Source organism: Rhizobium sp. PvP014 (assembly GCF_017876855.1).
GTDB classification, from domain to species: domain Bacteria; phylum Pseudomonadota; class Alphaproteobacteria; order Rhizobiales; family Rhizobiaceae; genus Neorhizobium; species Neorhizobium soli.
On record NZ_JAGIOT010000001.1, the window covers coordinates 359,601 to 375,647 of the forward strand.

Consider the following 16,047-nt stretch of genomic DNA (forward strand, 5'->3'; position numbering starts at 1 on the left):
GATTGAGAACATAGTAAGAACGAAAACGCCGCACGACGTCGGCCTCACCATCCTCAATGAAGGCGAACACGTGCACCGTGCGCGAGCGAGAACCCGTGTCCGAACGACAGACGAAACCTGCTATGCCGCTTCCAACGCTCCGAGACTATCGCGCCGAGACCATTGAGATGGTCTGCACCCCCTGCGCTCGGCAGGGCGTTTTCAGCCACAAGAGCCTAGTCAAGAAGTTCGGAGCCAACGCGGAGTTCGTCCAGATCCGGCGCGTGCTGGCGATGGGATGCGAGCACGCCGGGACTGAGAAATGTCGCGCAAGGTTTCCCTGCCTTTTGCAAGCACACATCCTCTGGGAGCCACGCCGATGAGCGACGAGACCAGGACTGTCTTGAAAGGGCCGACGAACCTCTACGTCCATTGGTGCAGCACCCCGTTATGCCGGGATTGGGGCGGCTTCGGCTTCTCGAACAATCGCGGAGAGCCGCAATGGTGGTGCTGGGAGCATTACCCGCACAAACCGAACCAGGCGCGCACCGAAGCGGCCGAGATTGCAGAGATGCTGCGTTGAGTGCCGGCGACAACGACCAACAGAGTAAGTGAGAGTATCATGGCGAAATCGGACACAAGTGCAGGCTTCAATGCCTGGTGGGACTTGCTTCCAGACGAAACCAAGAAAGGGATCGATCGGCGCGTAGCGTGGATGGCATTCGTAGCAGGATCCAGACACCGGATGTATCCTCCGAAGAACACGTATCGTTTTCGGGCCGGTCGTTGGATCGTCACAGTGACGGCCGACACATACGAAGACGCGCGGGCAAAGGCTGCCGAGAAGCTGGACCAGCGTGCGGAAAAACTAGGGGCCACGCCTCCGGCAAGCGGCTGGCCCCTAACGAAGATCGCAGGTTCGGCATGAAAGAAGCAATAGCGTAGTATTGTAGCACACTAATGTTCATGCTTAATTTGCGACCAGCAAGAACCAAGGTCGCTCTCATTGTCAGTTCTGAAGTTTATATTGTTAGCCTGGAGAACTCCTGTACCAGGTGATGCTTTTTCATGGCATCAATGTGTAGTGCCTCCATTCAGAAGGCCTCGATTGATAAACGGCAAAAGAGCAACCACACACGGCCAACTCTGGCGCCGAAGGTCTAATGATGGGCGCTGGGAGTATCGACAGGACCCAGAGACCTCCGACTCGTACGAGCAGCGACAGTGGTAGCGACTCGGTCCGGTGCATTCAAAGGCAACGTTATTTGCCGCCGGCTATCGTATGCTGCCGTTAGATCTTGGTGGATCATGCTAATTGCGTTTGCGATAGCGTTGATCCTTCTGAGCGCAACGGCCTTGGCTGCGTTCGGGCTACTGCACAGGTTGAGGAGCCGCTTCCTCAAAGGGCTCATCCGCAATTAGAGGCTTTTTCTTCGCGTGAATCCCCCTCCGACTGCGTTGCTTTCCTCCGGGAAGCTGACCTCATTGCAGTTAGTCATGGGGCGCCTGGATGGCTATGTCGTGCTGTCGGCACTGATCCTTGGTCCAGACGGACGCTGCGCAAAGAGAGGCCACGGTGCGGCCAATGTTGCGGTTATCCTTCGTGGTCAGCCCGCGTGTGCCGATCAGGTCCGTGCCGACAACCCTTTTAAGGCCATCTGCACTTGCCGGAGCTGCTGTCGAACACCCCGCCAGCGTCGAAGCACTCATCAAAGCTGCTGCGAGCACGATCAGATGCGTTGCCTGCTTCATTGTTCTGCCTTTCGATAGAGTTGAGAGTGCCCGCCCCGCCGGCGGTGTAGAGCCAGGTCGCCGCGCTGATGATGGCGGTGACGATCGCGAAGGCGATGATAATGCGCAGAGTGGACGACATCAGCCGACCTCCGCCTTGATCTCGCGAACGGCCGAGATGATCTGGCTGCGAAGCAGGATGAACAGCAGCAGGACGACGACCAGGATGATGCCGCCGGCGAGCACTGCCTGCCAATTCATACCAGTCAGCCAGCCCAAGCCGATCGTGCTGAGACCGCCGCCGCCGGTGAGCCAGGTCAGCCAGTTGGATTTCTCCTTGACCTTCTCCTCAACCTTCTGTGGCACGACCTGCTTCTCGACCGAGACCGGGACCGCCACCAACTTCTCCTGAGTCACGATGACCTTGTCAGCGGCCGGGATCTCGCCGGCCAGCGCCGCCTTCAGTTCCTTCTCGACGTTGATGCGCTTGTCGCTGCCCCAGTCCGGCGTTCCCTTCGCGGTGATGCGGGTGTATTCAACCATCTTCCCCGTGTTCGACCACTTGCCAGTGAAGAAGAGATCGCGCTCGGCCTGGCGACGATCAACGATCGCCTTCGGCTTCGAGTAGTTCATGAACGCCTTTTTGGCTTCCGCAACCTTGCCGTCTTTGAAGAGCTTGACCCATGTGGCCGAACCGATCTTCCCGGTATTCCAGTGGAATGACAGCGCCGCGGCAAACTGCTCTTTCGACAGCTCGACGCCTGCGAAGGCCTTCCGGACCGCGTCGGCATAATTGTCCAACGCCCAGACATAGACGCGGAGGCAATGCTCGAGCGATTGCGGCTTGCCGATGTAGCGCTCGACGACATGACCGGTAGCCGAGGTGAGACCCACGGACCAGGTCCATACGCCTTCACTGTCCTTATAGGCTTGGCGGATGATCGCCTCATGGCTGGCGACTTCCATCGCCACGTCATAGTCGACGACAAGCGCCGCGCCGGTGGGCACGTTCGTGTTCATGATGTTCTCCGATGTTAAGTGGCGTCACATTCTAGAGCGAGGCGGTGACAGTGTACGGTTGTTCAAGGCGATGTCTTAGGCCAATGGACCTTGCAACTGAAGCTCCCGCTACCGGCGTTATCCTTACCGCGAAGATTATCTTTTCTTTTAAAAATAATCTGGCATGTTAAGCTCATGTATTAAATTAGGAGGAGTGATAATATGTGGGTGACTTTTACGACCCCAGCAGGGATCGATCTTTTGGTTGATATGACGAAAGTAGTGCATGTGAGCCATACGTCTTCTGGGTCCCGTCTGTTCTTCTCGACGATCACAAAGGACGCAAAGGGTGCTGAAGCCTTCAAAAGCCTGCCGGTTTCAGAAAGCATTCAAGAAATAGCGAAGGTCATGCGTTCGAAACGCGTTAGTAAGAGCTTCTTCGGAAATTCAGCGAAGAAGACCGTCTTCGGCGAGCTAGAGTCAAACTGATTATAGTGTAGCTGTAGCTTGGAGTTGCCTTACCTAAGCACCCCACCAGCAGCACAGGCTAGGCGCGGGCCTATTTTCCACCGGCCCGCGGTTCGCTCTACACAGTATTCGTTTCGGCTAAGAGCAACTATTGTGAATCCCGAAGCTCGGGCATTTCCGCTTTAACAATTGCGTAGATTTGCTCACCCGTTGGCTCGTTTGGGTCGATCTCTCGAAAACCAAGCGGGAGCTGAGTGATCGGAGCGTAGCTTTCAGAGCCTTCCGCACCACTGTCCACGGCGTCCGCGACTTCCTTCGAAGCCCAAACATCGACGGTAACAAGAGGTCGGGTCAGGCGGCCGGTTGCGTTTGCGCGAAAGTAAGCATTCGGGATGGTGAAGCCTTCGGGGGCTCTATAAGGACCTGTCAAAGCCATCGTTGTTTTCCTTCTGGTTACGGGTCGGTCCGCCGGACAGTGATGCGGTAGGTTCTGGCAGTGATGGTCACGGGTGCCGTTGGAGAGCTGTTGTGCGCCCAGATGCTGACAACGTCAGTCGCCGTCACCTTGCCCTTGATATCGGTGTTGGCGACTTTACCCCCTGCCGTCGTTTCCACGCTCACCTCATCCCCGATGACTGCACCAGGTACCGCCACCTGCGTCTCAGCGCTGTCGGCATCAGCCAACACCTGGCCGAGGGTAAAGGTCGAGGTGGCCAACAGGATTTTGGATAGCTTTGCTCCACCAGATCCGACGCGCAACTCGGTAAGCATCAGCGCTGTCGACGTGCCATCGTGGTTCAAAGCCGCCTCGACACCAAGCTGGTTGAGAGGAGGATTGAAGGTTGTCGGGCAGTTGGTGAAGGTTGGGGTCGTGACATAGTTACGTCCGCCCGACTGCGCGCGGACAGCGGTCAGGCATTCGCCAAATGCGGTGCTCGCGGCAACGTTGTAACCGTTCTGTGTCGCGCGCAAGCCGATCGACGAGGCGCCCCAGACCGATCCTGCCGATATCAGGTTCAGGCCGTAGTCGCTGGCCGAGCAGTTGATAGTGTTGCCAGTCGCCGTGCCCTGGCTGGCACTGTTTCGGGCAGCATTTGCGGCCGAAAATCCGACACCAGATCCTGATGCTATCGATCGGATAAGTTCTGCCTGCGCCGACTGGATCGAGTTGAAGGCAGCAGTGACACAGTTGGACGCAACGGCCGTGTCCGCATAGGTCATCGCATTTCTGAAGGACCAGATGCCGTTGCGGCCCCAGTTGGCGACGGAGACGCGTTCGGGGATGCCGACGAAGACAGCCGCATCGCCGACACGAATACCGCTTGTGGCGGTGATCGAGACGTCGCCGATCAGACCAATACCGCCAAAGGCTCCGATTGCGGCATTCGTCAGCAGCTCAAGAGCGTAGAAGTCTTGCCCGTCAGGCACGACGATGTTGGAGAAATGCACTTCGCAGGGATGCATCACGATCGACGCGCTGGTCAGCGTCATCGCTGGCAACACTGTGCGCTTATCGCAGACCTTTACGGTCACCTGGTTACCCGCGAGGGCCGTCACCTCGTGATAACCTCTCAGGGCAATATGATCGCCCGTCCCGACGGTTTTGGAGATGCGCACGAACCTTCCCACGGCAAGGCCAGTCGGATCTGCCACAGAGAACTTGACCGCGTGATTGCCAGCGCCGACCGACGTCACGCCTGCAAGCCCGGTAAGAGCGTAGCTGATGTCTGCCTCAGCCGATTGCAGTGCAATGCGATCGGCGTAGGGGTGATCGATCTTGACGCTGACGTTGGACGCGTAGACGCCGGACGCAAGTACGATCCGGACGAGTCCGCCTTTGGCGATCAGCCACCGGCTCATTTCCGTGAGCTTCGCGTTGACATCGGCCCATCCTGAAGCTGCGACGTCGACCGTTTCACCGGGGCCAACGAACAGGGTCCTATTGCGCCCGTAGGCACCGGCCGCCTGAACGTTACCGCCGAAGTTGGCGGACGACACCTGATCCATCGACAACGCCCACCAGGCACCGTCTTCAGACTGAAGCTTGAACTCATGAGCTGGTTCGATCGCAGCTCTAGCGTAGACCGTGGGTGCTGGTGCGGACATGAGGTCATACTGGATGACACGGATGGCATCGACGGTTTCCGAGATCGTCGCAGCCTCTACCGCGCCACGCGTGAGATAGTCGCGCAGCTGCGCGCCGCCGATCTGCGCTTCGATCTCATTAAGCCGGAGCGGTGCGTCTGCCGATTCGAGAGCCTGCATCCGGCTTTCGAACTGGCTGACGTCAGAGGGAACCGCAATCGCGTTCGTGACGTCGACAACATCGACGGCCTCGATGTCGGTAACGCCGTCGTTGCCATAGGTCTGGACGAAAGGGCGGAAGTAGACAGCGCCAGCCGGCGCGACAATGTCGATGCCTTGCCCGACCGCACGCGCAGCGATCGCCGAGATCTCGGTGCGACCATCAGCGACCAGGAAGTCGTTGAGATCGCCGACAACAGACATGCTTTCCTTCAGCGCGCCTTTGCCCCGGGCGAGCCAGCGGAGGGCAAGGCGCACTGTGTGGTTGGCAGGGTCAGCAGGGTTTTGCCGGCGGCGCACGACAAAGCGGACCCGGTAGATACGACCGGGCTCGCACCGATAAACGCGTGTCGGTCCGATGAATGCCGAGCCTGAAACCCGAAGAACCGCGCCGTCGCTGTCGATCGCCACCAGGTCCGGCGATACCGGCGACACGGCGCCCGGCTCACCTTCCACCTGGTGCGTCCAGAAGATCTCAGCCTCTCCCGGTCGGCTCAGGTCGCCAGCCGCAAACTTGCTTGCGAGCAGAGATGCGGCCGCCTCGCGCTCCAGCGCTTCCATCGCAAATGCATAGTCGACCGCGGACTGGTCGGCTTTTGCATCCACCTTGTTGGCTTGGTCGATCGCGGCATTGACCTTTGCGATCGCCTGCGTGTCGTTGAGCCCTACAGGATCAATAGGCATTCAGTTCTCCAATCAGTGTCGAGCCGGCGCAGGGCCGTAAGGCAGGCAAGGAAAGCGCTCAAGAAGCGCGGAAGCCGCGTAGCCGCAGAGGAATTATAAGCGAGGCGCCAAGAGCGATGACGATCGTCGGGATTGAGTAATAGACCTCGACGACGCCATCGGCAGGCACGTACCCTGTGCTTTCGAGCGAGATGCCACCTACCACCACAACAGGAGCAGTAGGCGGCCCATTGGTCGCACGGCCAGCCCGGTGGACGAAGACAATATCGTTGAACTTCACTTCGGGTATCTGGAAGGACGCCACTTGCGGTGCGGCCAGGACGCTCAGTTGAGGTCCCTTTGTGATCGATAGGTATTTCTCAAATACGATCGCAGCGGACTTGATCGTTTTGTCCGTCGCCTGCGCAATGGACTTCGCCTCGTCCGCATCTGTTTTTGCTGCCTTCGCCATAGCTTCAGCAGCGCGCTGTTCGTGTCTCCAGTCGATCTGAGGCATCATGTCACCGAGACTGTCACTGGACCGGCTGGCATATCCGACTTGACGCCGGAGCCATTGGTCGAGAGCGCCCAATAGCGCCAGGTGCCTATGCCGGGATTGTCGGCAAAGGCGCGAACTTCATTTGCGGTTACTCGCAGGTTGCCGGAAATGTCCGTCGCCTGATCGAAAGTCTGCAAGGCCGTGCCGCGGCGGAACGACAGATAAGCGGTGTTGTCGTTGAAGGCGCGCGCGCTGACAGTCACCGTCAGCCCACTGACGGGAGCCTGCAACTCAATCGGCATTGCAGGCTTATCTGCGTCCGCGATTGCCCGGGTGTTCTCCACCAGAGCTTGCTCGGATACGGTCCCGCCAACCTTTCGCCATTCGACCGCGACGTCATAGAGCGCCCCGTCTTCAAGACCCAGCGCCTCTGCGCCGAGGCCATTCTTGGCCAGGCTCATCGGGTTCCACTTGTTCTGATCAGCAACTGAAATCTGCGCATAGGCCGTGAGGTCATCCCTGTCAGGATAAGGGTCCCATGTTGCGGTGATGACGGGTACCTTGTTGTTGCCCGAAACTTTCCGCTGCCCCCCGATCACGACAAGGTTTGAAGGTGGATCGAGATCCGACTCTTCAGTGCTTGGCGGCACAGGTGGCGGGGTTCCCTCTTCCTGCGACGACAGAGAGTACATAGAGGGGCGGCAACTGCGCACTTCCATCATCACCGTCATGGTCTCGTCGTCCTCCTGGTAATCCTCGATCTCGAATGGCTGAAAGTCGATGCCGAGCTCTTTGATCTCAAGAAGTATCCGGCGCTCCCCGCGGGCCTGAATTCCCCACAGGTCGGTGATGATCTTTCCCTGCCAACGAGCAGACGCCCGCTCGTATTTTAGTTTCTGAACGCGCCGTCCGTGATGATGGTTCTGGATCTCGTAGGCCTCGATCGGGATGGTGCGCGTGCCCTGCGCACTGATATCCACCTCATCCCGCCAGGGATCGCATGACGAACTCGAATAACCTGCCAGCGGGTTGGTGTACTCAAGCGTCACTTCGTTTGCTTCCCGCAACGGACCGCTGGAATCAGACATCTCGAAGTTGTTGATGCAGCCGTCGTGAATGCGGACGGTCGGCTCGACCCAGACGCCAGGATGAATGCCGATCTTGCCGTTCGACTTGAGATAGATCCGGCTGTCTGTTGCCGTCTCAAGGCGTTCGATAATGTCGGAGGGCTCTGTGGTCAGATCGTACGAAAGCTGGCCGTGGTAGCGATGCACGGTCCCGGCACCGTTTGTCTGCAGGATCTCGTCCGCAACGTCGGCTGCTACTGCAAAGTCATCCGCATCGAAGTAGTCGGCACTGATCCCGGCGCCATCGGCATCACTCAGATAATCGAGGTAGATCAGATTGAGGTTCGAAGTCCACGCTCTGATGTTGGTGCGAGGATCAAGCGCTGCGCCGTCTCGCCTCAACCCCTTGTACTGCGGAATGCGGTTCGGATAGATCGAGTTGAAATCTTCCTGCTTCGCGCCCCTTGCGGTGATCGCGACCGAGATACAGCCGTCGCCTCTGTGGTTGACGCCCCAAATCTCGGGAAAGACCGTTGCAATACTCTGATAGTGGGTTTCGATCGGCAGGCCGGCGCGCGTCTCTATCCGGATCTTGCCCTTGATCGGCTTGCCCTGAATGTAGCCATTCGCATCGAGCTCGACTTGCCGATCATCGATGTAATGCTGAACGAACTCTGTCGACGGTCCTTCACCAAGGTAGATGACCATATACAGCCCGCCATTGCGAGACCGGTAGAACGCAAAGCCGCCGCTGGTCATCACCATGCCGCGATGCTTGCGACGGGGAAGCACGGACTGGCGTAGCGTCGACTTTACGTCTTGAGGCTTAAGGTTCGAAGGCTTTGGACCAAAGAGCGCATTGGCCGCAAAGCTGATACCGAGGCCAATGGCACCCGCAACCAGGTTGCCAGCAAACGTCAAGGCGCCACCTGCACCGATGAGGCCAGGCACGCCGAGCGATGCAATAAAGCCGACAACTGCGACAGGCATTAAATTCTCCAGGCCTTGATGTGTTGGCAGCGATAGCCGGCAATGCCATGCCGCGACTTGACCATCCAGCGGCCGGACGGACCCATGATTGCGCCGAACTCCAGGCCATGTACGGCAATGACACCGATATCTCCGGGCTGAGGGTCGCCGCATTCAATCGCGTTCACGCGAGCCGCACACGCGGTGATGGCTGCAAGCATGCCACCCTCACGCTCAACGACTGCACGGCATTCGTCCTCAGTCGAATAGCTCCCGCGCAAATTTGGGACAGGATCGACGCCGTGTTTGAAGCGCCACCAGTTGGCAACAGTCATCGCGCAATCGCTCTGCGACCAAACATGGTCGGAGCGAGCGGCCTCAGCCAGGAATGTTTCGAGCATCAAAAATCCGGGAACGTGATCCGGCGGGTGTCGATACCCGGCGTGTCATCAGCAAAGGCATCGCCGGCATGACGGTTTCGCTGATCTTGCGGTGTGAGGTAGGCGAACTTCGCACGCTTCTTTGCCGCGAACGGGCTCTCTGCAGAAATTGAAACCGTCCGAACGAAGCCGTCTTCCCTTGCCTCGCGTGTCGACGTGAATTTGCGCATAAGCCCGAACGACACAGCGTAAGGCGCATCGAGCAGGCCCCACTCCTCATCAAAGAACTGGTCATAGACGACAGCAGCGCGGTCGAAATATTCGGTAGCCTCACCTTTGGCCTTGGCCGCGAATGTTTCGTCTACCCCTGACAGCGTGAAAACCAACTCGGGAGCCTTGCCACCGATCGTCGAGGCAACGCCGGAAATCTTGCCCAGTCCGCCGACACCAAGCCAGACCTTGTTATCCTTGGTGACCAGCTTTCCGAAACCGTTCCACAACCCCATTGGCTCGCTGACAAAGTTCAGCTCCAGGAGCCGAGCTTTACGAACCACACGGCCGGCCAGATGCGCCTTGATTGCTTCAGGAAAGTCCATTCCAGCTCTCCTGCAGATTGAGAGATGGAGAGGAAAAGCGGCGCATACGGATATCCAGCTCACCCTCGTCATCTGACGACAGGTTCATAGCGACTTCAGGATTCGTGAAATCCACATCAGCTCCAGCATCAACGGCGTGCCGAAGCGGCGGCAGGAACCGCACGGTCGCCTTGGAACCAACCACCTCAGGTTCGCGAGTAATCATGTACATACGCGGAACCAGCACACCTGCGATAAGCGTCCGAATAGTAAAGTACATGCCCTTCTTCAGCGGGCCGGCCTGTCCGACCTCCAAAACGAGTGTGGTCGAGCGCATGCTGGCCGCCCCGTTCGCTGATACACGAATGGAATTACGGCTGGTCCAGGGACCATCGACAAGTGCGCCGTTTTCAGCGAAGGGCGATCGGATCACTACGGGTAGCCCGTCGACACGCGGGATCTGTTTGCAGTCGAAGGCGCCGATGACCAGGTCATTCAAACCGCCCTGCAGATCGGCAACAAGTGCCCGCCACTCTCGTATATGATCTGGCGTCCGAACGATGAAATTCGATAACGTCGCGACCCAAAACCCTGCATCAGTTCCAACAACCTGAGACTTGCCAGAGAATGTCATGGGGCCGCGCGCGTTCATGGGCTTCAGCCGGAACATGACCGACTGAGGAACGAGGGCGCTAGACCAGTAAGAGACCATTGCTACCGCCACCCATTCTGCTGAGCATAGGCGATCCTGGCTTCGCTCGCCCGAACACGCCGGTCAATATCTTCCACAGTTGCCGAGTTGCGGACGTCACCCTGAATGATGACATCGCCACCTCGAACGTTGAGGGCAGCTGCTGATCGGTTCTTAACACCAGCGATGTTTGGTATGGACGGCGCCCGCATAGGAGGGGTTCCTTTTGCAAGGTGCGGAACTCTGTCGGCATTAATGGCATCGAGTAGCGGGCCATGTTTCTTCACCATGGCAGACCGCGTCACGTGCTCTCCGTCCGAGAGCATTGCCGGGATCTTATCGCCTGTCGGACCGCCCCGTCCTTTGACCCTGCCGCCGCCAGCCAGTTTAATACCACCGAAGAAGGAACTGACGATGGAGCCAATCGGGCTTTCTTTGGAGAACAATCCATCGAGGGCGAAATCGAGGAGCTTGTCTCCGATACGGGTAAGGGCATTTCCTAGCGCTTCAGTCGCTTTCGTGCCGCTTCTGACATCAGAGATAAACCCCGACACGGCATCCTTCGCACCATCTCGAAAGTCATCGGCAGCTTGCCGAATATTATCCTGACGCTGAGATAACTGTTCGGCCGCTACGCTCGCATTCGCGTAACCAGTGGCCAACTGCTCGATATTGGCCTTCAGCGCTGGAGTTATTGCAAGGCCAGCTTTCTGCGCCGCCGCAAGCAGATCACTTTCTGTGCGAGCTTTTTGAAGTGCAAAACCATAGTCGTTGACTAAAGGATTTACCTGCGAAAGGGCGGTCGTTTCCGTTTGCAGCGCAATGGTCCGCTCTTTGATTTGCTCGATCTCACGCTGATACTCGTCCGCAGAGCCGGCACCACCGCCGGCGCCGCGGCGCTTACGCCCGCCGCCACCACCGCTTCCTTTTTTCGGTGTTGCCGGAACAGCGTATTTAGGGTCTGCAAGTGAGATCGTCGGAGCCTTCGGCGCAGCCGGAACGCGTGGGGCTTTACTTGGGGTTACAGCCCCTCCGTTGCCTAGAACACTCTTCTTGATCGCGTCAGTGGTTAGATCACCTGCTTTCTGGATCTCACCTTCGAATGCTTGATTAATGCGATCAGTGATTCCTGCGGTCGAACCAACGGTCAAGCCGCCGCCAAAGAAGCTTTTCTGTGCACCGTCACCTGGCAACATATTGACGATATCTCGTCCAATGCCTTCATAGCCTGAAAGTCGACTATAGGCTTGCGCTAGGCTGTTTGCTGCGCCGATGGCCGTATTAACGGCTCCGACCACCCCTTGGATCTGTCCAATGAGACCATCAAAGCTGATGCTGTTGACGAAAGCCGAAACCTGATCGATGGCGTTGCCAAACGTCTCCCCTGCCTTGGCGGAGGTGTTGAATTCGCGCGCGGCATTGATAAGGGCTGTCTGCAAATTCGTGAGGCGATTATCGATAGTGAGAACCGAGCCCGCCACTCGTTGCTCCAGAATGACCGACCCCGCTTGGAAACCGTCAAACAACGCTCGCGAAGATAACTCTCCGTCCAGCATGATTTTTCGCAACTTGGCGACAGATCCCCCCGCCTGTTCAATGCCTGCAGCTGCGGCTTGCAGGATAGTTGGAGCACCTTCGATCAGCGAAGCGAACTCTTCTGCACGAACCACGCCGCCGCCCAGAGCTTGGGCAAGCTGAGTGAGAGCGCCAGAAGCCTCCTGCGCTGAAGTGCCACCGGCTCGCAGCGCAAGTCCAATGTTCTCGGTGAAGGCAACAACCTGCTGCTGAGACACCCCTAGTTCACCTTGAACAAGGGAAAGGCGACTGTAGAGGCTCACCAGCGTTTCGATCGGGACTGCGTTCTTCGTCGCAGCCGCAAACAGAGCCTGATATGTTCTCTCAAGCTCAGCACCTGAAAGGCCTGCGACCTTCAACGCATTATCAACACGGGTTGCGGAATCGCTTAGGTTCTTAAAGCCTTGGACGCCACCGACCAGGGCGAAGGCTTTCACAAATCCGGCAGCCGCTGAAGCCGAACTTGCCTCGATAGTCTTGTTCATCTTTGCGAAGCGCGTTTCGATGGCGCGGGCTTGACGGTTCGTCACTCCGCTGGCGCGGTTCAAGGCATTCTCATACTTCTTGATGTCAGCAGATAGCTGCACTACCAAGCGTTCAAGATCTGTTGCAGCCATCCGTTGTTTACCTTATCGGTTAGCTATGGGCGAACGTTGGAAAGCCATTGCCGGATTTGCGGGTATCGGACTGGTGGCCTACGTGATGAGCGGCGCCACCAAAGACGCGACCGTGACATCTCCCTGCGATCAAAGCAGCGACGCAATCGCAGCATCCACGGATCTCGTGAGGGAATATTTGAAAGCGCCTTCGAGCGCCTCTTTTCCAAACAGTGCAATGGCTACAGCGCTGAAGCGCTGCGAGTTTGACATCATTGGTAAAGTAGACTCTCAGAACAGCTTTGGCGCCATGCTGCGATCGACATACACAATGCGCGTAGTCTACGATGAGAAGCAGCGAAAATGGGCAGCGTACGACGTAGTCATCCAGTAGGCGCTACTTCTTCTTTTGACTGCATCCACTGCCATACGTCGTCCACTTCTGCAGAGGAAAGCTTGCCGTCGTCAGCAGAGTTGGCTTTGACGTAACCTTCTACCCCAGCCTGATATTGCCACATCGACATGAGACGCACTTGCTGCGGGCTGAAGCCTATAGCGGCGCCTGTTCCGTAGATGGCGCCAAACCGGAGCTTTCCGTTGGGGAGGCTGTCGATCGCCTCCCTTTCTTCCGCTTTGGCGCTTTGGGCTCCCCCAGCTTCTCGTCCGGCGCCCCCAGTAAGGCAGAAGAGAGTACAGCAATGGCATGATGGATGCTCTCCATCGGAGGACGCTGCTCCACATAAAAGCGGATCTTCTGTATCGCCTTGTCCGGAGCCATGCCACCTCCGATCAGGCCAATGCGGATGACATTGCTGATGTCTTGAACGCGCCAAGTGCCGTTATGGAGGCGCTGCAGGACCACATAGGGTCCTGCGTCCGTCTTCTCCTGCAACTCTTCCAGCTCGCCCCAACCAAGTCGGAACTTGAAGTCGCCATCGGCCCAGGTGAGAGTGATTGATGCGTCCCGGCTCATCAGGCGAACGTGTCCGTACGGACGAGTTCGCCGTCCGACTGAAGCGAAACGTTGATGGTGACGCGCCCACCTTGCTCCGCGCCGATCTCGAGCGTTTCGACATGCATGTAGCCGGTCCACGTGACGATGCCACTCGAGAACTCGACCTCAACCTTGACCGGTATGGAGTCGACGCTCTCATACGCATCCAGCCATGTCGTCACAGCCGAAGCCGCAAGAACGCCTTCGCCATCGATCGATGCCGTTGTACTTTCCACGTCCCGGCCGGTCGCGCTCGGTTTATCAGGATCATCACAATCCGGGATGATGACCTCAGCGAGGGATTTCCCAAGCGAGAGGGACTTCGAGGTGAAGCCGCAGGGTGCAGCGTAAGCGATAGGGCTGGCAGCATTGCCAAGTAGAACGCGAAACTTGCCAAATCGGGCAGTTACGGGAGGTGCCATTGATATATGCTCCTATATGGCGGGGATCAGCGGCAAGCCGCGGGTGGACGTGATCAGCCGGCGGCGACTTCTTTTGCCGCCCTGTTGATGGCTCGCGTGACCCGTCCTCGCACTCGCTTCCGATTTGCTCGAAAGCTGACGTAAAAATACGGGCTAGCAGGAATGCCGGGGATTGTTGCGCCGGCGAACTTGCCTCCGGCAGTATGCTGTGATGTGCCGAACTCGACCCAGCGGGCATAGAAAGCCTCGCTGTTCCCGGCATAAATCGTGATGGTCAGATCGCCGCCGACAGACTGAATCGATCCGATAGCCATTGCGCCTTTTGGCGCTCGACCATAGGTCCAACCGATACTATCGCGAAGTGCGCCGCTTTCTGCCGGTACAAGCGACTTCGCCATATTGACGATCTCGTTAGCGCCCTGCTCCATCGCTTCTCGGATGCGGACCTTAGCAATCCGAGGGAGAGCATCGAGCTTCTTTTGAAGCTGACGAAGCCCGACTATGTTGGCGCTCATACCGGTGAGGCATCTCTGCCTTCGCCATCGACTTCGACGGCCTTACCCGCAGCGATCGCCGCGTCGGCGCACTCTCGCCGCACAGTCATTTCCGTGTCGGCCTTGTAGCCAATGGTGACCTGGCTCTTTGGCTTGTAGTCGAAATCTTTGGTGAACCTAACGCGAGCCATGATCTATTCCTCTATGGTAGCGGTGACCTGCACGACGCCATGCGCCGTGATGCGATCGGGATCATCCAGCACACGGGCCAAGGTGACACGCATCTGGACGAGAGCGCCGGACGTGAGTTCATCATCGTGGTCATGCAGAGCGGATTTCACAGCATCGACGAGCTGCTTGCAGGGCCATTTCAGGCCATCATCACGGCTCCAGCAATCCAGCTGGATCGCTTCCTCGCGACCATCAATGCAGTCTGCATCGTCTGGATTGTAATCTGAAGGGCCGAAACTGATGTATGGAAACACTGCATCGTCTGGCACGCCGTCGTAAATGCGGTCACCGACGATAGCCTGAACGGCGGCACTCTCCTTAAGCAGGCGAAGGATGACGTCCTGAAAGGCAACGGAAACGCTCATACTGCCACGCCGCCTTCTACGGTGAATTCGAGATAGAGCCGATCATCCGAAGGAACAGGTCCGGACCGGATGTTGTAGATCTCGCCATCGCCGTCGCGCATCCGCCAGCTGGTATCGATGACTTTGCTTTGCGAACTGCTGCGAACCGTCACAACTATGGGCTGGCGCCCTGCCAGGCGCGCTGCCTGAACCGTTTCGCCCCCACGAAGGTAGCGGAAATTCGCCCAGACCTCTGTAGCATCGGCCTTGTCGGCAAAGCCGTTCTTGATGCCGCCATGACCGTCTTTGACCTTCTTCGGCGCATCGAATGCAACACGCCGGTTCAGCTTGCCAGCTTCCATCGCTACACCCGCATCCAACGATAAGGGTTCACGAGCAGCTGCGCCGACTTTGGGAGTCCGTCGAGACCGGTTCGGTTCTCATACATTGCCGCGACGTACATCAACGCCGCGACCTTGAATGTGTTTTCCTTCCCCACTGGAACGAGGGAAAGGTTGCAGTATTGCAGCACGGACTCTTGAGCTGCATCCATGTAGGCCGCAATGGTTACGTCGTCGTCGCTGCCATCGACGCGAAGGTGCTCTTTAACCTCGTCAAGGGTGTAGAGCGGGCCGGTAGTCAGGACGACGACGTCTGCCATTGGTGCGACCTTACTTGATGGAGGGATCTTCGACGATCTCGACGCCCTGCTCGCGCAGAGCCTTCGCTACAGCCTGAGAGCCCGTAATCGTCGGATCGTTGAAGTCGATCTGGTTCTGCGCAACAGTCGTGCCGGCACGCGGATTAGCGTCCACGGCAGGGTGGGACAGATCGACGTCAGGGACGATCTGCACCGGTGCGCCCGACGGATCGACGGTCGTTGCGGGCGCGATGTCTGCAGGTCGATTTACGTCATCGACTGCTGACGTCGTGTCGGCTACGGACGGTAGGTCGCCGCTATTGGTGACCGAAACGGTTTCAGTCTCGTGGTTTGCCACAGCAGCTTTACCAGTAGGCGCAGACGCTGCAGTTTCCTTCTTCGTGGCCATGATGACCTCCTTAGAGT

General features: G+C 57.9%; 23 protein-coding genes. 3 read left to right on the plus strand and 20 right to left on the minus strand.

Annotation, left to right across the window (positions count from 1 at the left end; all coding sequences use genetic code 11):
* Positions 1-358: 358 nt before the first annotated feature.
* Positions 359-562, plus strand: coding sequence for a hypothetical protein (locus tag J3A65_RS01605; protein ID WP_209898785.1), 204 nt, complete (start codon positions 359-361; stop codon positions 560-562).
* Positions 563-1,470: 908 nt separating this feature from the next.
* Here J3A65_RS01605 and J3A65_RS23280 read toward each other — a convergent pair.
* From J3A65_RS23280 to J3A65_RS01615, 3 genes are read right to left on the minus strand one after another with little or no spacing between them, the layout of a single operon-like run.
* Entirely contained in the window at positions 1,471-1,689 is a 219-nt protein-coding gene (locus J3A65_RS23280) for a hypothetical protein (RefSeq protein WP_245341400.1), read from the minus strand.
* Positions 1,628-1,852, minus strand: coding sequence for a hypothetical protein (locus tag J3A65_RS01610; RefSeq protein ID WP_209898788.1), 225 nt, complete (start codon positions 1,850-1,852; stop codon positions 1,628-1,630). Before J3A65_RS01610 ends, J3A65_RS23280 begins: the two co-directional genes overlap by 62 nt.
* Positions 1,852-2,730 (minus strand): hypothetical protein, encoded by an 879-nt coding sequence (locus J3A65_RS01615; protein ID WP_209898791.1) that lies wholly within the window; start codon positions 2,728-2,730, stop codon positions 1,852-1,854. The genes J3A65_RS01610 and J3A65_RS01615 overlap by 1 nt, the downstream gene beginning before the upstream one ends.
* A 201-nt stretch (positions 2,731-2,931) precedes the next feature.
* Between J3A65_RS01615 and J3A65_RS01620 the strand changes: the two genes are divergently transcribed.
* Complete coding sequence (locus J3A65_RS01620) at positions 2,932-3,198, plus strand: hypothetical protein (protein ID WP_209898794.1); 267 nt, start codon at positions 2,932-2,934, stop codon at positions 3,196-3,198.
* Positions 3,199-3,325: 127 nt separating this feature from the next.
* On the opposite strand, the gene J3A65_RS01625 is transcribed toward J3A65_RS01620, so the two are convergent.
* From J3A65_RS01625 to J3A65_RS01660, 8 genes are read right to left on the minus strand one after another with little or no spacing between them, the layout of a single operon-like run.
* Entirely contained in the window at positions 3,326-3,613 is a 288-nt protein-coding gene (locus tag J3A65_RS01625; RefSeq protein WP_209898797.1) for a hypothetical protein, read from the minus strand.
* Between the two features lie 17 nt (positions 3,614-3,630).
* A complete protein-coding gene (locus J3A65_RS01630) occupies positions 3,631-6,165 on the minus strand; it encodes a hypothetical protein (RefSeq protein WP_209898800.1) in 2,535 nt (844 codons plus the stop codon).
* Positions 6,166-6,223: 58 nt separating this feature from the next.
* Positions 6,224-6,664 carry a hypothetical protein gene (locus J3A65_RS01635; RefSeq protein WP_209898804.1) on the minus strand — a complete coding sequence of 147 codons (441 nt, stop codon included), beginning with the start codon at positions 6,662-6,664 and terminating at the stop codon, positions 6,224-6,226.
* A complete protein-coding gene (locus tag J3A65_RS01640) occupies positions 6,661-8,700 on the minus strand; it encodes a hypothetical protein (protein WP_209898807.1) in 2,040 nt (679 codons plus the stop codon). The genes J3A65_RS01635 and J3A65_RS01640 overlap by 4 nt, the downstream gene beginning before the upstream one ends.
* Entirely contained in the window at positions 8,700-9,080 is a 381-nt protein-coding gene (locus J3A65_RS01645; RefSeq protein WP_209898811.1) for a hypothetical protein, read from the minus strand. The genes J3A65_RS01640 and J3A65_RS01645 overlap by 1 nt, the downstream gene beginning before the upstream one ends.
* Positions 9,080-9,655 (minus strand): hypothetical protein, encoded by a 576-nt coding sequence (locus J3A65_RS01650; RefSeq protein WP_209898814.1) that lies wholly within the window; start codon positions 9,653-9,655, stop codon positions 9,080-9,082. Before J3A65_RS01650 ends, J3A65_RS01645 begins: the two co-directional genes overlap by 1 nt.
* Positions 9,642-10,346 (minus strand): hypothetical protein, encoded by a 705-nt coding sequence (locus tag J3A65_RS01655; protein ID WP_209898818.1) that lies wholly within the window; start codon positions 10,344-10,346, stop codon positions 9,642-9,644. Before J3A65_RS01655 ends, J3A65_RS01650 begins: the two co-directional genes overlap by 14 nt.
* A gap of 2 nt (positions 10,347-10,348) precedes the next feature.
* Complete coding sequence (locus J3A65_RS01660; protein ID WP_209898822.1) at positions 10,349-12,517, minus strand: tape measure protein; 2,169 nt, start codon at positions 12,515-12,517, stop codon at positions 10,349-10,351.
* Positions 12,518-12,542: 25 nt separating this feature from the next.
* Between J3A65_RS01660 and J3A65_RS01665 the strand changes: the two genes are divergently transcribed.
* A complete protein-coding gene (locus J3A65_RS01665; protein ID WP_209898825.1) occupies positions 12,543-12,890 on the plus strand; it encodes a hypothetical protein in 348 nt (115 codons plus the stop codon).
* Here the strand turns inward: J3A65_RS01665 and J3A65_RS01670 are convergent.
* The 9 genes from J3A65_RS01670 to J3A65_RS01710 are packed head-to-tail and all read right to left on the minus strand — an operon-like array spanning position 12,880 to position 16,030.
* Positions 12,880-13,020: a hypothetical protein gene (locus tag J3A65_RS01670; RefSeq protein ID WP_209898828.1), complete on the minus strand. Its 141-nt coding sequence runs from the start codon at positions 13,018-13,020 to the stop codon at positions 12,880-12,882. The genes J3A65_RS01665 and J3A65_RS01670 overlap by 11 nt on opposite strands.
* Before the next feature lie 26 nt (positions 13,021-13,046).
* A complete protein-coding gene (locus J3A65_RS01675) occupies positions 13,047-13,469 on the minus strand; it encodes a gene transfer agent family protein (RefSeq protein ID WP_209898831.1) in 423 nt (140 codons plus the stop codon).
* Positions 13,469-13,912, minus strand: coding sequence for a phage tail tube protein (locus J3A65_RS01680; protein WP_209898834.1), 444 nt, complete (start codon positions 13,910-13,912; stop codon positions 13,469-13,471). Before J3A65_RS01680 ends, J3A65_RS01675 begins: the two co-directional genes overlap by 1 nt.
* A gap of 53 nt (positions 13,913-13,965) precedes the next feature.
* Positions 13,966-14,427: an HK97-gp10 family putative phage morphogenesis protein gene (locus J3A65_RS01685; protein WP_209898837.1), complete on the minus strand. Its 462-nt coding sequence runs from the start codon at positions 14,425-14,427 to the stop codon at positions 13,966-13,968.
* Entirely contained in the window at positions 14,424-14,597 is a 174-nt protein-coding gene (locus J3A65_RS01690; protein ID WP_209898840.1) for a hypothetical protein, read from the minus strand. The genes J3A65_RS01685 and J3A65_RS01690 overlap by 4 nt, the downstream gene beginning before the upstream one ends.
* Positions 14,598-14,600: 3 nt before the next feature.
* The gene (locus J3A65_RS01695; RefSeq protein WP_209898843.1) at positions 14,601-15,002 is read right to left on the minus strand and encodes a DUF3168 domain-containing protein; all 402 of its coding nucleotides are present in this window, start codon (positions 15,000-15,002) and stop codon (positions 14,601-14,603) included.
* Entirely contained in the window at positions 14,999-15,343 is a 345-nt protein-coding gene (locus tag J3A65_RS01700) for a head-tail adaptor protein (RefSeq protein ID WP_209898846.1), read from the minus strand. The genes J3A65_RS01695 and J3A65_RS01700 overlap by 4 nt, the downstream gene beginning before the upstream one ends.
* 2 nt (positions 15,344-15,345) lie before the next feature.
* Positions 15,346-15,642 carry a head-tail connector protein gene (locus tag J3A65_RS01705; RefSeq protein ID WP_209898849.1) on the minus strand — a complete coding sequence of 99 codons (297 nt, stop codon included), beginning with the start codon at positions 15,640-15,642 and terminating at the stop codon, positions 15,346-15,348.
* 10 nt (positions 15,643-15,652) lie between these two features.
* On the minus strand, positions 15,653-16,030 hold the full coding sequence (locus J3A65_RS01710; RefSeq protein ID WP_209898852.1) for a hypothetical protein: 378 nt from the start codon (positions 16,028-16,030) through the stop codon (positions 15,653-15,655).
* Between the last annotated feature and the right edge of the window lie 17 nt (positions 16,031-16,047).

Excerpts from the sequence above, each read along its gene's own strand:
- J3A65_RS01605 (WP_209898785.1), top strand. The coding sequence starts at position 359 with ATGAGCGACGAGACCAGGACTGTCTTGAAAGGGCCGACGAACCTCTAC.
- J3A65_RS23280 (WP_245341400.1), bottom strand. The coding sequence starts at position 1,689 with ATGAGTGCTTCGACGCTGGCGGGGTGTTCGACAGCAGCTCCGGCAAGT.
- J3A65_RS01610 (WP_209898788.1), bottom strand. The coding sequence starts at position 1,852 with ATGTCGTCCACTCTGCGCATTATCATCGCCTTCGCGATCGTCACCGCC.
- J3A65_RS01615 (WP_209898791.1), bottom strand. The coding sequence starts at position 2,730 with ATGAACACGAACGTGCCCACCGGCGCGGCGCTTGTCGTCGACTATGAC.
- J3A65_RS01620 (WP_209898794.1), top strand. The coding sequence starts at position 2,932 with ATGTGGGTGACTTTTACGACCCCAGCAGGGATCGATCTTTTGGTTGAT.
- J3A65_RS01625 (WP_209898797.1), bottom strand. The coding sequence starts at position 3,613 with ATGGCTTTGACAGGTCCTTATAGAGCCCCCGAAGGCTTCACCATCCCG.
- J3A65_RS01630 (WP_209898800.1), bottom strand. The coding sequence starts at position 6,165 with ATGCCTATTGATCCTGTAGGGCTCAACGACACGCAGGCGATCGCAAAG.
- J3A65_RS01635 (WP_209898804.1), bottom strand. The coding sequence starts at position 6,664 with ATGATGCCTCAGATCGACTGGAGACACGAACAGCGCGCTGCTGAAGCT.
- J3A65_RS01640 (WP_209898807.1), bottom strand. The coding sequence starts at position 8,700 with ATGCCTGTCGCAGTTGTCGGCTTTATTGCATCGCTCGGCGTGCCTGGC.
- J3A65_RS01645 (WP_209898811.1), bottom strand. The coding sequence starts at position 9,080 with ATGCTCGAAACATTCCTGGCTGAGGCCGCTCGCTCCGACCATGTTTGG.
- J3A65_RS01650 (WP_209898814.1), bottom strand. The coding sequence starts at position 9,655 with ATGGACTTTCCTGAAGCAATCAAGGCGCATCTGGCCGGCCGTGTGGTT.
- J3A65_RS01655 (WP_209898818.1), bottom strand. The coding sequence starts at position 10,346 with ATGGTCTCTTACTGGTCTAGCGCCCTCGTTCCTCAGTCGGTCATGTTC.
- J3A65_RS01660 (WP_209898822.1), bottom strand. The coding sequence starts at position 12,517 with ATGGCTGCAACAGATCTTGAACGCTTGGTAGTGCAGCTATCTGCTGAC.
- J3A65_RS01665 (WP_209898825.1), top strand. The coding sequence starts at position 12,543 with ATGGGCGAACGTTGGAAAGCCATTGCCGGATTTGCGGGTATCGGACTG.
- J3A65_RS01670 (WP_209898828.1), bottom strand. The coding sequence starts at position 13,020 with ATGTCGATGTGGCAATATCAGGCTGGGGTAGAAGGTTACGTCAAAGCC.
- J3A65_RS01675 (WP_209898831.1), bottom strand. The coding sequence starts at position 13,469 with ATGAGCCGGGACGCATCAATCACTCTCACCTGGGCCGATGGCGACTTC.
- J3A65_RS01680 (WP_209898834.1), bottom strand. The coding sequence starts at position 13,912 with ATGGCACCTCCCGTAACTGCCCGATTTGGCAAGTTTCGCGTTCTACTT.
- J3A65_RS01685 (WP_209898837.1), bottom strand. The coding sequence starts at position 14,427 with ATGAGCGCCAACATAGTCGGGCTTCGTCAGCTTCAAAAGAAGCTCGAT.
- J3A65_RS01690 (WP_209898840.1), bottom strand. The coding sequence starts at position 14,597 with ATGGCTCGCGTTAGGTTCACCAAAGATTTCGACTACAAGCCAAAGAGC.
- J3A65_RS01695 (WP_209898843.1), bottom strand. The coding sequence starts at position 15,002 with ATGAGCGTTTCCGTTGCCTTTCAGGACGTCATCCTTCGCCTGCTTAAG.
- J3A65_RS01700 (WP_209898846.1), bottom strand. The coding sequence starts at position 15,343 with ATGGAAGCTGGCAAGCTGAACCGGCGTGTTGCATTCGATGCGCCGAAG.
- J3A65_RS01705 (WP_209898849.1), bottom strand. The coding sequence starts at position 15,642 with ATGGCAGACGTCGTCGTCCTGACTACCGGCCCGCTCTACACCCTTGAC.
- J3A65_RS01710 (WP_209898852.1), bottom strand. The coding sequence starts at position 16,030 with ATGGCCACGAAGAAGGAAACTGCAGCGTCTGCGCCTACTGGTAAAGCT.